Raw genomic sequence first — 13,638 nt, 5'->3', positions numbered from 1 at the left:
TTCTAGATTTCGATACTAGAATTTAGTTCGCATCGTCAGGCAGTCGAGGATCGAGGTGCCACATGAGCGGGATCGTCGAGGGTCGCGTGGTGATCGCCACGGGCGCGGCCAGGGGCATCGGGCGCGGCCACGCGCTCGAGTTCGCCCGGCAGGGCGCGAAGGTCGTGGTCAACGACCTGGGCGCGGAGGTCGACGGCACGGGCTCGTCCGACGCTGCGGCCGCGGTGGTCGAGGAGATCGAGGCGCTGGGCGGGGAGGCGATCGTCAACGGCGAGGACGTCTCCGACTTCGACGGGGCGGCCCGGCTGATCCAGGCCGCCGTCGATCGCTTCGGCGACCTGCACGTGCTGGTCAACAACGCGGGCATCCTGCGCGACCGGATGCTGGTCAACATGACGGCCGACGAGTGGGACGCGGTCATCAGGGTGCACCTGCGCGGCACGTTCGCGCCGCTGCGCCACGCGGCGGCCTACTGGCGGGCCAAGTCCAAGGCCGGCGAGCGGGTGAACGCGCGGATCATCAACACCACCTCCTCCTCCGGCATCTATGGCAACCCGGGCCAGGGCAACTACGGCGCCGCGAAGGCCGGCATCGCGGGCTTGACGGTCATCGCGGCCAAGGAGCTGGAGCGCTACGGCGTGACCGTGAACGCGATCGCCCCGGCCGCGCTCACCCGGATGACCGAGAACCTCGCCCCGGGCGGCACCGGCGCCGATCCCGACGACATCGCCCCGCTGGTGGTCTGGCTGTCCAGCGCCGAGGCCAGGGGCATCACCGGGCGGGTGTTCAACGTGCGGGCGGGGGTGATCAGTGTGGCCGAGGGCTGGCACGCCGGTCCCGGTGTCGACAAGGGCGGCCGGTGGGACCCGGCCGAGCTGGGCGCGGTCATCCCGGCCCTGGTCGACAAGGCCGCGCCCAACGCGCTGACCGACGGCCGGATCCCCGGACGGGAGGACTGACATGGCGCTCGACCACGACCTGATCGGCGTCGAGAGCCCGCCGTACGACCGCGGGTGGTCGGCCAAGGACACCATGCTGTACGCGCTGGGCGTGGGCGCGGGCGTGGCGGAACTGGCCTTCACCACGGAGAAGGGGCAGCGGGTGCTGCCGACGTTCGCGGTGCTGGCCGCGCAGGCGCCGTCCGGGCGGCGGCTCGGCGACTTCGACCCCGCTCTGCTGGTCCATGCCGAGCAGGCGTTCGAGCTGCACCGGGAGCTGCCGGCCGCGGGCGGCGTACGGACCACCTCGAAGGTGACCGGGATCTACGACAAAGGGTCCGGCGCCCTGGTGACCAGCGAGGCTCGTGCCGTGGACCAGGAGAGCGGCGAGCCGGTGATCACCAGCCGCAGTGCGGTCTTCATCAGGGGCGAAGGCGGTTTCGGCGGCGACCGGGGGCCGCGCGACGAGCTGTGTACGTACGGGGTTACCGGGCGGGCGCTGCTGCACGCGGTGGCGGGCTCGGATCCGGGGCGGTTCGGGGCGATGTCGGGCCGGTTCACCAGCCCGGTCTTTCCCGGCGAGTCGCTCACGGTCTCGATCTGGGTGGACGGCTCGGCCGTACTGTTCCGGACCGCCAAGGACGACGGGACGGTGGTGATCGACAGAGGGCGGGCGGTGATCAGCCCTCGGCCAGGACTCTGAGGGGGTCGAGGCGGCGGATCAGCGTCATCGCCGCCTCGATCACGTCGTGGGCGTCGGTCTCGGTGTCGCTGGTGGCGACCTCGCGGGCCGCCTCGCCGATGATGCTGGTCAGCGCGGCGACGGTGAACCGGTCGAGCGGGTCGGCGCCGGCGCCGAGCAGCACGGCGTTCTGGCGTACCCACTCCCTGCCCCGGGTGCGGCGGACCAGCTCGAACCCAGGCGGCCCGTCACCGTCGATGAACAGCCTGACCAGGTCGCGCCGCTCCCACGCGCCCGCGAGGTAGGCCCGCGCCCCGGCGATGAGCAGCTCGACGGGGTCGTCGACGCCCGCCTGCTTGGCCCGCGACACGCTGGCGGCCGCGGCCTCCTCGTGCGCCGCCTGGTGGCCCTCATAGAGCGCGAGGAACAGCTCGGTCTTGCCGCCGAAGTGGTGGTAAAGGCTGCCGACACTGGAGCCGGCGCGGGCCACGACCTCGGAGACGTTGGCCTCGGCGAAACCGTGCTCGCCGAAGACCTCGCGGGCCGCCATCAGCATGCTCTGGCGGGTCTGGGCCGTCCGGCTCCACTCCCACGACGACTTCCTTGCCATGCGTCCCATCGTACCGGGATCAATTCTAGAATTTGATTCTTGACAGGATCGCGTCCTGGCTGGCTTCCTGGAGGAACGTTCTAGAAATTGGGGAGGCGGTCATGGACTTCTCGCTCAGCGCCGAGGAACGTCAGATCCGCGACACCGTCCGCTCCTTCGTCGAGAAGGAGATCATGCCGCTGGAGCCCGAGGTCCTGCGCAACGAGCGCGAGGGCCGCCCGGCGCTCCCCCCGGCGGTCGTCCGCGACCTGCGGGACCGGGCGAGGAAGATGGGCTTCTGGGGCATCAACACCCCCGAGGAGTACGGCGGAGCCGCGCTGGGCCCGGTCATGTCCGCGATCATCGTCATGGAGCTGGGCCGGACCTTCGTCCCGTTCATGTTCGGCGGCAGCGCCGACAACATCCTCTACGCGGGCACCGCCGAGCAGCAGGCGCGTTACCTGCTCCCGACGATCGAGGGCGAGCGCCGCTCCTGCTTCGCGATCACCGAGCCGGGCGCGGGCTCCGACGCGCGTAACATCCGCACCCGCGCGGTCCGTGACGGCGCCGAGTGGATCATCAACGGCGAGAAGACGTTCATCACCGGCGGCAGCGAGGCCGACTTCGTCATGGTGTTCGCCGTGGCCGAGCCGTACGGCGTGACCTGCTTCCTCGTCGACCGCGACATGGGCTGGACGTCCGAGCCGATCCAGACCATGGGCGAATGGGGTCCGGCGTCGCTGGTGTTCCAGGACGTCCGGGTCCCGGAGGCGAACATCCTCGGCGAGCTGGGCAAGGGCTTCGAGCTGGCCATGCAGTGGATCGGCCAGGGCCGTTACATGATCCCGGCGCGGGCCATCGGCTCGGCCGAGCGCATGCTGGGGATGGCCATCGACTACGCCAAGATCCGCAAGTCGATGGGGCAGACGATCTCGGAGTACCAGGCGATCCAGTGGATGATCGCCGACTCGCAGGTGGAGATCGAGGCGGCCAAGTGGCTGACGCTGTACGCGGCCTGGCGGGTGCAGGAGGGCCTGGACGCCCGGCACGCCGCGTCGATCGCCAAGCTCAACGGCGCGGTCATGGCCAACCAGGTCGTGGACCGGGTGCTGCAGATCCACGGCGGCATGGGCTACACCAAGGAGTTACCGATCGAACGCTGGTATCGCGAGCTGCGCCTGCTGCGCATCTTCGAGGGCACCGACGAGATCCAGCGCCGTACGATCGCCCGCAATCTGATCAAGGGCCACGCCCGGCTGGGCACCATCGGGGAGTGACATGTCGGCCGACGCGCCTTGAGAGCCGGCCTTGACCCCGCGAACGAAGAGCCGGGCCTTCTCCGTTCCGGTGAAGCTCAAGGGCTGGGGACTCCGTTGCCGTTGCGGCCGCGACCGGCGAGTACGTCGTCCAGCGACGGCCGGGGCTCCGCGCCGCGGGGACCCACCTGGGCGAGCTGGATCAGCACGCCGTGCACCTCCTTGGGGTGCAGGAACACCTCACGCCAGCGCTGGTCGCGGACGTTCAGGCCATGGAGCCGGTAGCCGCGCTCGGTCAGCCTGGCCACGGCGGCGTCGAGGTCGTTGACGTGGAAGTTCAGGTGGTGGACGCCGCCCCGGCCGCGGGTCAGCTCGAAGAAGCTGTCGAAGAAGTCCGACCCGGCCAGCGGCTCCATCAACTCGACCTTGCCGCCGCCCTCGTACGTGAGCTGCAGGGTGCGGTAGCCACTACGCCGGTTGTCGCCACCGCCGCCGAGATGCCGTCCCCCGAGCAGGTCGCGATAGATCGGCAGCAGGTCCCGGATACGGGGCGCCGCCACGGCTGTGTGATCGAAGGTCACCTCTAGCCCGTCCAGTTCCAGGTCCATACCTGACTCCCTTCCTAGAATTCGATTCTAGATCTTAGCGGAGCGCGCCGCACTCTTGACGTGGGGCGTTGTGAGGCGCAGCATTTCGTAAACGGATTCTAGAGCTACCTTCTAGAATTTGTAGCGAGGGGCCTGCACGACGAGAAAGGCGAGTCATGAGGCTGTCCTACGTTCGCGAACTCGACGAGTACCCCACCGGCGCCCGACGCATGAAGATCCTCGCGATGGCCGTGCTCGCCATCCTCATCGGTTCGTACGAGGGGCAGATCGCCCCCGTGGTCCCGCTGCTGCTCAAGGACCTGCACATGACGCTGGCCACCTACGGCGCCGTGTCGGGCGCCGCGGCCATCGCCGGGGCGATCGCCTCCATCCTGGGCGGCCGGCTCACCGACCGGCTCGGCCGGGTACGGCTGCTGGTGCCCCTGATGATGCTGACCGCCGTGTGCTGCTTCGTCATGACACTCGTGCACAGCCCGCGCGACCTGCTGCTCGCCCGCATCCTGCTGGCGTTCGTGGACGGCGTCGCCATGGCCAGCACCGCGCCCCTGATCCGCGACTTCTCGCCGCGGCTGGGCCGGGCGCAGGCGTTCGGCTTCTGGACCTGGGGGCCGGTCGGCGCCAACTTCCTCGCCGCGGCCATCGCGGGCTGGACATTGCCGATCTTCGACGAGTCGTGGCGCTCGCAGTTCGTCATCATGGGCTGCTTCTCGCTGGTGATCTCGCTCGTCATCGCCGTCAACATCGCCGACCTCTCCCCCGAGCTGCGAGCCAGGATCCAGCACACCGAACAGGCAGCCACCCAGGTCGTCGATCTGAGCGAGCCGGCCCGCCTCCGCTCGCTGTTCGCCAGGCGCAACATCTGGGCGCACGTGGTGGGCATCTCGCTCTGGCTGGTGCTCTACATCACGCTGTCGCTGTTCGGGCCGACGATGCTCGTCCAGTCACTCGGCATCAGCGCCGCCCAGGCGAACACCATCATGGCGGCGTTCTGGAGCCTGAACCTGATCACGCTGATCATCACCGGGCGCCTCTCGGACCGTACGCAGCTGCGCAAGCCGTTCTCACTGGGTGGCACGATCGCCGCGGTGCTCGTCACCGCCTACCTCGCCGTCGTGCTCGGGCAGGAAGGCGTCTCAACGGGCACGCTCATGCTGGTGGGCGCCCTGCTCGGCGGCTCGCTAGGCGTGGCGTACGCGCCCTGGATGGCCAACTACTCCGAGGACGCGGAGGACGCCGACCCGCGTCTGCAGGGCACGGCCTGGGGGCTGTTCGGGTTCCTCACCAAGGGCATCGCGGTGATCGGGCTGCTCGCCATCCCGTACGTGGTCAAGGTCACGAACTGGCAGACCTGGCTGTTCATCGCGCTCGGCTGCCTGATCCTGTTCATCCCGGCGATCGTCATGTTCAACGGGCCGTGGCGGCGCACCGCCCGCACCCCCGTCACCGTCGCCCTCGGAGAGGCCGAAGGCTGACCAAGCCGTCCGCCGTCGCCGGGGGACGTGCCTTCACTTGGCGCGAGTAGATGGCGTGCCCGCGGGAGTCGGCCGTTGGTGCGGCGGTCGCGCCGGGTGGCGGGGGCCTTTGCGCACGTCACGGCGGCCGACCGCCGCCGCTGGAGGAGCGTGCGCGCGAGACTCTGCCACCGCGAAATGCCAACGGTGGGTGGCTGCCCGGCGCTACGATGAGCGGCCATTGATCAGCTCGTTTAGGGGGCATGTCGGTGGATTTCGGGGTGCTCGGCGTGCATGCGCATCCGGACGATGAGGCGATCTGGACGGGTGGGACCCTGGCCAAGTACGCCGACGAGGGGGCCAGGACCGCCGTCGTCACGTGCACCTGGGCGGAGGGAACCCAACGGGCCGGTGAACTGGCGCGTTCTCTGGACATCCTCGGCGCGGGCAAACCACGGGTGCTCGGGTACGCCGACGCGCACAAGCCTGAGTCCGCGCCGGACAGCCCCCGCTTCCTGGACGTGCCCTTCGACGAGGCGGTGGGACGGGTGGTCGAGAACATCCGGGAGTTCAGACCCGACGTCGTGCTCACCTTCGATGGGTACGGGTCGTCCGGACATCCCGACCACATACATGTGCATCGGGTGACCATGGCCGCGGTCGAAGCGGCCGGCTATGACCAGCTCTATCCGGACGCGGGCGATCCCTGGCGACCGCGCGCCCTCTATCTGGCGACCATTCCGCGATCTGTGGTGATCTCACACTGGCAGGCGGTGTTCGGAACGCCTCCTGAGCCGGGCCAGACACTGCCGGGTGTCTCCGATGAGCAGGTCACCACCCACCTCGACGTCGCGCGGTGGGCTGAGCGCAAGTGGGCGGCCATGCACGCGCACGAGTCCGAGGTGGGACGCGGCGCGTCAATGACGTTGCTCACTTCACTGCCGGAGCAGGCCCGCGCCCAGATGCTGGCGAACGAGTGGTATCGGCGCATCTCCTACACCGGCGCCCAGGAGACCACCCTTGCAGGGTCTTGACCTCAACTCTTGAAGCGGGCGCCGCCGGGGGCTCGGATCACCATGCTCCCCTTGAGGAAGGCCGCGCGAGGTGGCTACCGGAATCTGGGCTGAGCCTGTCGAACGCAGCGACACCCACGACTCCATCGGCGGCAAGAACAACGACAGCGGCCCCGTGATCACATCCGTGACCATGGGGCCGCTGCTTTTGGTCTACTTCGCCAACGCTGTCTTACGGAGGGCGACTGGCCGTACACGGGCATGAAACGCCAGCCGCCTGGGCGGGCGGGGTGAAATCAGTCGCGGTGGAGCTTGCGGTAGGTGATGCGGTGGGGGCGGGCGGCATCCGCGCCCAGGCGCTCGATCTTGTTCTTCTCGTAGTCGGCGAAGTTGCCCTCGTACCAGAACCAGTTCGACCCTTCCTCCCACGCCAGGATGTGCGTGGCGATGCGGTCGAGGAACCACCGGTCGTGGGAGGTGATGACCGCGCAGCCCGGGAAGTCGAGCAGCGCGTTCTCCAGCGAGGAGAGCGTCTCGGTGTCGAGGTCGTTGGTGGGCTCGTCGAGCAGGAGGACGTTGCCGCCCTGCTTGAGGGTGAGCGCCAGGTTGAGGCGGTTGCGCTCGCCGCCCGACAGGACGCCGGCCTTCTTCTGCTGGTCGGGCCCCCTGAAGCCGAACGCCGCGATGTAGGCGCGGGATGGCATCTCGACGTTGCCGACCTTGATGTGGTCGAGCCCGTCGGAGACGACCTCCCAGACGTTCTTGTTCGAGTCGATGCCGCCGCGGCTCTGGTCGGCGTAGGAGATCTTGACGGTGTCGCCGACGGTGATCGAACCGCTGTCGGGCGTCTCACTGCCGGTGATCATGCGGAACAGCGTGGTCTTGCCGACGCCGTTGGGGCCGATGATGCCGACGATGCCGTTGCGCGGCAGGTCGAACGAGAGCTTCTCCATGAGCAGCCGGTCGTCGAAGCCCTTGCTGAGGTCGTCGGACCTGATCACCGTGGTGCCCAGACGGGGGCCCGGCGGGATCTGGATCTCGTCGAAGTCGAGCTTGCGGTGCTTGTCGGCCTCGGCCGCCATCTCCTCGTAGCGCTGCAGACGCGCCTTGCTCTTGGTCTGGCGGGCCTTCGGGTTGGAGCGAACCCACTCCAACTCATCCTCGAGGCGCTTCTTGCGCTTGACGTCCTTCTGGCCCTCGACCTTGAGGCGCTGTGTCTTGGCCTCTAGGTATGTGGAGTAGTTGCCCTCGTAGGCATAGGCGCGGCCGCGGTCGAGCTCGAGGATCCACCCGGCGACGTTGTCGAGGAAGTAGCGGTCGTGGGTCACGGCCAGAACGGTGCCCGCGTACTTCTCCAGGTGCTGCTCCAGCCACTGCACACTCTCGGCGTCGAGGTGGTTGGTGGGCTCGTCGAGCAGCAGGAGGTCAGGGGCCTCCAGCAGCAGCTTGCACAGGGCGACGCGGCGGCGCTCACCACCGGACAGCGTGGTCACGTCGGCGTCGGGGGGCGGGCAGCGCAGGGCGTCCATGGCCTGTTCGAGCTGGCTGTCGACGTCCCACGCGTTGCGGTGCTCAAGCTGGTCCTGCAGCTTGCCCATCTCGGCGAGGAGCTCGTCGCTGTAGTTGGTGGCCATCTCTTCGGCGATCGCGTTGTAGCGCTCGAGCATCGCCAGCGTCTCGGCGACCCCCTCCTGCACGTTGCCGAGGACGGTCTTCTCCTCGTTGAGTGGGGGCTCCTGCTGGAGCATGCCCACGGTGAAGCCCGGCATGAGTTTGGCCTCGCCATTGGACGGCTGCTCCAGGCCGGCCATCATCCGGAGCAGCGTCGACTTTCCGGTGCCGTTCGGGCCGAGGACGCCGATCTTGGCTCCCGGCAGGAACGACAGCGTGACGTCGTCAAGGACAACCTTGTCGCCGTGCGCCTTGCGCACGCGCTGCAGCGTATAGATGTACTCCGGCATGGCATCTAGCTTAGGGGCTCTCGACCCGGGCTTCCGCCGCTGTATCGCCGAGCTGCGGTATAGCAGGCCGGGCAGGCGCGTCATGCGGCGGGACGGTGGTGCGCATGGGCATGGTGGTGGAGGTCTCGTCGCACGGGACGATCTAGCTGCGGCCTCGTCGGGTGGCCCCTCTACCAGCAGACCCACCCCAACACCGGGCGGTCGGCCATCCGGGCGAGGGCGAGGACATCGGGTGCTGTGCTGGACGGTCGGCTCCCCGCAAAAGGCAGGGAAATCAGATCCGGCCTCAGACAGCCGACGGTCCGCGAAACGCATGGACAACAGATATTGCGCCAGACAGACACCTCCCCGGGAGGCACACAGCTACTACGTCTACTACCGGCTGCTCTACGGCACGCACGGCAGACTCACCGGCGCTCTGGAGAAGCTGCTCGAATGATCCAGCTCTCTTCGGCAGCCCCACGGCCATAGCGAATCGGGCTGTGGGCTACCGGACGGCCGGTGTACGGCTCCTGGTGGAGGCGCCCCTGGTGGAAGGGCACGGTCCCGGTTCTTTTCGGTGAACCACCGGCTGCGTCGCAGCAGGCCCGTCGCAGCTGGCCAAGGCCCTGCCACCGTACGGCGATCCGAACGAACAGCAAGAGCCTCGACACGTGTGACCAATCTGACGTTCCTCTCAATTGCCACACATTTCATACTGATCTTGCATGTAAACGATCTTTATGTCCCTGGAGATGAAAAGTGCATAGATCTGCATTCACCCTGGTCTCGGCCACCGTCCTGGCATTGGCCGCCACCGGGATCGCCGTCATAGCGCAACCGACCCCCGCCGCGGCCGCCCGCAAGGAGGTGCAGTGCACCGGGACGGACGACGCCACGACCATCAACAACGCCATCAAGGCATCGAAGGCGGGCGACGAGATCGTGATCTTAGGACGCTCGGTGACAGCGGACGAGCCGGCCGTGTGCGTCATCAACAAGACCATCGTGCTGCGCGGAGATCGCACGTACCGCGGTGACTCACGAACCGGTCTGCGGATCAAGCAGGCGGACAGTGTGAACCTGCCCGCCCTGCTGGCCTCGGACACGTGGGACGCGGATCAGGCGTACTCGGGCAACCCCATTCGCGTTGAGCGGCTCACCCTGGACGGCAACCGCACCAAGAACACCACCGGGACCGTCGGCCTGATGCTGCGCTCCTGGGGCAGCAGAATCTCAGACATACAGATCGAGCAGACCTCCTCGGACGCCATCCGTCTGAGCAACCCGTCGAAGAACGGGACGACCATCGATTCCGCCAGCAACACGATGGTGAACGGGGTGATCAGTGACGTCTACATCACCGGCTCCGGCGGCGCGGGCGTCAAGGTCCTCGACCCGGCGGGCGGTGTGATCAGCGACTGGACGTTCACCCGCTCATGGGTGCGCGACAGCGGCACCAGCGCCGTCGAATCGGACAACACCGCCGGCTGGCTCCTCAGCGACCTGCACCTGTACGGCAACGCGAGCAGCGCCCTCGACCTCAACCGCTGCTTCGGCACTTCGATCCAGGGCAACTACATCGAGGATTTCGGCTACAAGGCCACCACGGAAAAGGCGTGGTTGTACGGCATCCGCTGCGTCGTACAGCAGGGGGCGACCACCACGATCTCCAACAACAAGATCCACAACTTCCGCGACGAGGGCGAGGCACCGCCGACGGGCCCCTATTACTACTACATCGCCGTGGACGGGGTGGAGTCGGGCGACGGGAACGTGGTGGTCACCGGCAACGCCATCCTGGGCAACGGCACCGCCGATCAGACAGGGCTGCAGTACGAGAAGAAGAGCGGCGCGTCGCTGACCGTCGTCTCCACCGGAAACCTCGTCAAGAACGTGTCCAAGCCCCTGGTCAAGGTGCCGAATGACGCGACGGTCATGGTGAGCGCGGGCCTCTGACCGTTCATAAAGGTCCTCGGAAAGCATGAGAAAACCAAGCACGGCCCCAAACCACCGAACCCCGGGAAGGACGAAGAAACCGCGTGCAGCGACAGGCGGCTAAGTCCTCGGAAAGCACGGGGAAATCAAGCACGGCCCCAAACCACCGAACTTCGGCAAGGACGAAGAAGCCGGGTGCGGCGTCAGGCGGCTGAGTCTCCGGGGAGGGCGGGTGGGGGTGGTTGGACGGCGGGGATGCAGACGCGGTCGCGGCCGAGTTCTTTCGCTCGGTATAGGGCCAGGTCGGCGGCGGCCAGGAGTTCGATCAGGTCGTCGCCGTGGACGCTCATCAGGGCCACGCCCGCCGAGACGGTGACGCTGATCATCGCGTCGTCGGCCGGGATGGCCATGCGGCCGATGCAGTAGCGGAGGCGTTCGGCCACTCGGCGGGCCTCGTGGACGTCGGCGCGTGGCAGGAGGACCACGAACTCCTCGCCGCCGAAGCGGCCCACCACATCGTAGTCGCGCAGTTGGCTGCGGAGGGTGGCCGCGACGCCGACGAGGACCTGGTCGCCGGCGAGATGGCCGTGCTTGTCGTTAACTCGTTTGAAGTGGTCGATGTCGATGATCAGGAGGGCGAGCGTCTCGCCGGTGCGGCGGGCGCGGACGATCTCGGTGTCGGCTTCCCGCTGCCAGGCGGCGGCGTTCAGCAGGCCGGTCTTGGAGTCGGTGCGGGCCGCCGCCTGAAGCTGGGCGTGCAGGAGGCTGCGCTGGAGGAGGACGACCGGCGGCAGGGCGAGGATCAGCAGGGCGAGGTTGAGCCCGCAGGCGATCGCGACCGTGACTCCCAAGCAGAGCTCCACGATGTCGAGGAGCACGCTCTCCCTGTCCCAGAGCACCTCGCGCCAGGAGATGTCGGGGTTGGCGGTGTGCGCGGCGATCGCGATGAGGATGGTGTTGAGCAGGGCGAAGATCATGGCGGCGCCGACCGCGAAGGCGATCGGGGGGCCGCTGCCCCGCGAGAGCACCGCCGAGTTTGGCACGAGCCAGTGGAACGTCACGGACGCTGTGCAGGCCGCCAGCCCGATGACCGCCGCGCTGCACACCCGGCGATAGAGGACCGTCGCACGGACCCGCCATTGCAACAGGACCTGCAGCACGATCGGGGCGAACAGGGAGTAGACCGGCGGTAGTAGCAACGCCACCGGCAACCACCACGCCGACAGCAGGTCGCGGGACACACCGGCGGGCATGCCCAGACGTCTGGTGGCCTCGATGCAGACCGCGCCGCAGCCCATGAGGGCGCCGAACGTCAGCAGCTCCGGCCATCGGAGCTCGGTTGACATCATGAAAAAGACGGTCGCGGCGAGATTGAGAGTGACAATTCCGCTCAGGTAGTACAGAAGCGGGCGGCGCTGTCCGAGCAGCGGCCAGCGGTCGGCCAGCGTTGACACACCGTTACGAGGCTTGACCGAGGTGTGACTGGTCGCCGCCATCTCGTCCCCTCCCTGACTAACGATGTGTAACACATTAATTGCGGAGTGTGCGTTGCGCGATGGGAACCCACTACGTTTGACGTTGTGACCACATACGTGCTGTAGTCGGCGAATGACACCGCTCACTCCGCGGGCGGACCGTGCTGGAAAGGAGCAGCCATGGTGCAGGGCGTGACCTGGACCTGAATGACGCTCTAGTCATCTGAAACCGGCAACGCCATCGGCCGAGTTTCGGTGCCAGGTCCTTCGGGGCTCCATGGCATCACCGCGTACGGCCGGTGCACCCCTCCCTCCCGCTCTCACTCCTTTGCGGGCGCATGAGCGGGCACCGGCTTGATCGACCGATGCTCCGCTCATGCGTGAGCCGTTGTGCCGCAGAGCCTGTTATGCCGCCGCCCGCTCCTCCGTCGGCCAACCGGCGTCCTCCGCCTCGGTCTCGTTGTCGCCAGCGCCCAAGATCCGTACGGTTGCGCCGCCGCTACTGTATGTGGGAGTAGGAACGGCTGCGGACGGGGACCTCGTTGACGAACCACCGGCTGACGAACCACCGGTAGATGTGGCACCGGTTGGCGTAGAGGCGGTTGGCGCTGTACCAGTTGGCGCGGCACCGACCTGCGTAGAGGCGGTTGGCGTAGAGGCGGTTGGCGCAACACCTGTTAGCGAAGCGCCCGTCGGCGAAGGGCCGGTTGAGGCAGCACCCGTTGATGACGAGGCAGATGGCTTGGCGCTGGGCTGCTTGGTGGCTGAGGTGCCGCCGCTCTGCTTGGTGGCGCCTGTCGTAGCGGTGCTTTCGAGGGTGCGGTTGCGGCGGGTGGCGGTGCCGGTGCCGGTGCCGGTGCCGAGCACGCTGGCGGATGTCTGCTCCTTGGCGCCGCCGGTCAGTGCACGCCCCTCTCCGACCGGGCCGCTCTCCCCGGATGTGTGCATCTGTGAAGCCGAGCGATCCTGCTGCGGCGATATCGGCCGGTCCGGCGATGCCGCGACCCCATCAGCGAAAGCTCGCGTCTCCGTCAGGTGGTCGGGCGTGCGCTTCTGCTGCTCCGCGACGCGAACTACGGCACCTTCATACCGCGCATCCGCCCGCGCATTCATCTGCGCGTCTGCCCGCGTATCCGTCCGGGCTTCCATCTGCGCATCCGCCCGCATATCTGTCCTGGCATCCGTCCGCGCATCCAGCCGGGTTGCCGTGAGGCGGTCGGGGGTGGGTTTGGCGCCCAGGGCCCAGTCCTGGGTTTCCTCGTCCAGGCGGTCGCGCATCTCCTTGCTCACCGAGACGGTGCCGCCGCCGCGCTCCGGCTTGGCGAAGACGCCCGTGCCCCAGCGCAGGTCGTGGCCCACCGCGCTGGCCTCCACCTCAGGCATGAAGCGCCGGTCGCCCTCAGGGCCGAACTCCCTGATGCGGAGCTTGCCGGAGACGACCACAGGCTGCCCTACCTGCACAGATTTGGCGACATTGTCACCGAGGGCGCGCCAGCAGCGGACCGCGAAGCACACCCGCTCCCCATCTGCCCACTGCCCGGTCTTCTTGTCGAAATAGCGGTGGGTGGTGAGCACCCGGAGCGAGGTCACCCTGGCTCCATCGTCGAAGCTGTATTGCCGTGGCTCTGCTGCGACGTTGCCGGTGAGCGTGATGTAGATGTCGTTCATCCCGTTGCCTCCCCTGTGGCGGGCGGGGTGCCCGCGACCTGGGAATACGGTGCCTCAGGAGGGGATGGGCGGGAGGAGGC

12 protein-coding genes are annotated in these 13,638 nt (G+C 67.9%); 7 read left to right on the top strand and 5 right to left on the bottom strand.

Annotated elements, in window-relative coordinates; all coding sequences use genetic code 11:
* The first annotated feature begins 62 nt into the window (after positions 1-62).
* Together KLK06_RS21770 and KLK06_RS21765 are read left to right on the top strand one after the other, a co-directional pair.
* On the top strand, positions 63-959 hold the full coding sequence (locus KLK06_RS21770) for an SDR family oxidoreductase (protein WP_214637359.1): 897 nt from the start codon (positions 63-65) through the stop codon (positions 957-959).
* Between the two features lies 1 nt (position 960).
* Positions 961-1,641, top strand: a complete 681-nt coding sequence (locus KLK06_RS21765) for a MaoC/PaaZ C-terminal domain-containing protein (protein WP_214637358.1) — start codon at positions 961-963, stop codon at positions 1,639-1,641.
* On the opposite strand, the gene KLK06_RS21760 is transcribed toward KLK06_RS21765, so the two are convergent.
* Positions 1,619-2,230, bottom strand: coding sequence for a TetR/AcrR family transcriptional regulator (locus tag KLK06_RS21760; protein ID WP_214637357.1), 612 nt, complete (start codon positions 2,228-2,230; stop codon positions 1,619-1,621). The genes KLK06_RS21765 and KLK06_RS21760 overlap by 23 nt on opposite strands.
* Positions 2,231-2,331: 101 nt before the next feature.
* On the opposite strand from KLK06_RS21760, the gene KLK06_RS21755 reads away from it, so the two are divergent.
* Positions 2,332-3,486, top strand: coding sequence for an acyl-CoA dehydrogenase family protein (locus KLK06_RS21755; RefSeq protein WP_214637356.1), 1,155 nt, complete (start codon positions 2,332-2,334; stop codon positions 3,484-3,486).
* A gap of 77 nt (positions 3,487-3,563) precedes the next feature.
* Here the strand turns inward: KLK06_RS21755 and KLK06_RS21750 are convergent, their stop codons facing one another.
* Complete coding sequence (locus KLK06_RS21750; protein ID WP_214637355.1) at positions 3,564-4,073, bottom strand: VOC family protein; 510 nt, start codon at positions 4,071-4,073, stop codon at positions 3,564-3,566.
* Positions 4,074-4,228: 155 nt separating this feature from the next.
* Here KLK06_RS21750 and KLK06_RS21745 point away from each other — a divergent pair, with 155 nt between their 5' ends.
* Positions 4,229-5,545, top strand: coding sequence for an MFS transporter (locus KLK06_RS21745; protein ID WP_214637354.1), 1,317 nt, complete (start codon positions 4,229-4,231; stop codon positions 5,543-5,545).
* A 242-nt stretch (positions 5,546-5,787) separates the two neighbouring features.
* Positions 5,788-6,558, top strand: coding sequence for a PIG-L family deacetylase (locus KLK06_RS21740; RefSeq protein ID WP_214637353.1), 771 nt, complete (start codon positions 5,788-5,790; stop codon positions 6,556-6,558).
* Between the two features lie 275 nt (positions 6,559-6,833).
* Here the strand turns inward: KLK06_RS21740 and ettA are convergent, their stop codons facing one another.
* The gene (gene ettA / locus KLK06_RS21735) at positions 6,834-8,498 is read right to left on the bottom strand and encodes an energy-dependent translational throttle protein EttA (protein WP_214637352.1); all 1,665 of its coding nucleotides are present in this window, start codon (positions 8,496-8,498) and stop codon (positions 6,834-6,836) included.
* 313 nt (positions 8,499-8,811) lie between these two features.
* On the opposite strand from ettA, the gene KLK06_RS61545 reads away from it, so the two are divergent.
* Entirely contained in the window at positions 8,812-8,937 is a 126-nt protein-coding gene (locus tag KLK06_RS61545; protein ID WP_284735065.1) for a hypothetical protein, read from the top strand.
* A gap of 302 nt (positions 8,938-9,239) precedes the next feature.
* On the top strand, positions 9,240-10,436 hold the full coding sequence (locus KLK06_RS62395; RefSeq protein WP_214637351.1) for a right-handed parallel beta-helix repeat-containing protein: 1,197 nt from the start codon (positions 9,240-9,242) through the stop codon (positions 10,434-10,436).
* 182 nt (positions 10,437-10,618) lie between these two features.
* On the opposite strand, the gene KLK06_RS21725 is transcribed toward KLK06_RS62395, so the two are convergent.
* On the bottom strand, positions 10,619-11,911 hold the full coding sequence (locus KLK06_RS21725) for a GGDEF domain-containing protein (RefSeq protein WP_214637350.1): 1,293 nt from the start codon (positions 11,909-11,911) through the stop codon (positions 10,619-10,621).
* A 384-nt stretch (positions 11,912-12,295) separates the two neighbouring features.
* Positions 12,296-13,558 carry a single-stranded DNA-binding protein gene (locus KLK06_RS21720; RefSeq protein ID WP_214637349.1) on the bottom strand — a complete coding sequence of 421 codons (1,263 nt, stop codon included), beginning with the start codon at positions 13,556-13,558 and terminating at the stop codon, positions 12,296-12,298.
* Positions 13,559-13,638: the final 80 nt, after the last annotated feature.

Origin of the sequence: Nonomuraea sp. NEAU-A123 (assembly GCF_018603905.1) — a bacterium.
GTDB lineage: Bacteria > Actinomycetota > Actinomycetes > Streptosporangiales > Streptosporangiaceae > Nonomuraea.
Note: the sequence above shows the minus strand (reverse complement) of the source record. Positions and strands in the feature narration are given on the sequence as shown.

Coding starts and splice junctions, on each gene's coding strand:
- KLK06_RS21770 (WP_214637359.1), top strand. CDS start 63: ATGAGCGGGATCGTCGAGGGTCGCGTGGTGATCGCCACGGGCGCGGCC.
- KLK06_RS21765 (WP_214637358.1), top strand. CDS start 961: ATGGCGCTCGACCACGACCTGATCGGCGTCGAGAGCCCGCCGTACGAC.
- KLK06_RS21760 (WP_214637357.1), bottom strand. CDS start 2,230: ATGGCAAGGAAGTCGTCGTGGGAGTGGAGCCGGACGGCCCAGACCCGC.
- KLK06_RS21755 (WP_214637356.1), top strand. CDS start 2,332: ATGGACTTCTCGCTCAGCGCCGAGGAACGTCAGATCCGCGACACCGTC.
- KLK06_RS21750 (WP_214637355.1), bottom strand. CDS start 4,073: ATGGACCTGGAACTGGACGGGCTAGAGGTGACCTTCGATCACACAGCC.
- KLK06_RS21745 (WP_214637354.1), top strand. CDS start 4,229: ATGAGGCTGTCCTACGTTCGCGAACTCGACGAGTACCCCACCGGCGCC.
- KLK06_RS21740 (WP_214637353.1), top strand. CDS start 5,788: ATGTCGGTGGATTTCGGGGTGCTCGGCGTGCATGCGCATCCGGACGAT.
- ettA (WP_214637352.1), bottom strand. CDS start 8,498: ATGCCGGAGTACATCTATACGCTGCAGCGCGTGCGCAAGGCGCACGGC.
- KLK06_RS61545 (WP_284735065.1), top strand. CDS start 8,812: ATGGACAACAGATATTGCGCCAGACAGACACCTCCCCGGGAGGCACAC.
- KLK06_RS21725 (WP_214637350.1), bottom strand. CDS start 11,911: ATGGCGGCGACCAGTCACACCTCGGTCAAGCCTCGTAACGGTGTGTCA.
- KLK06_RS21720 (WP_214637349.1), bottom strand. CDS start 13,558: ATGAACGACATCTACATCACGCTCACCGGCAACGTCGCAGCAGAGCCA.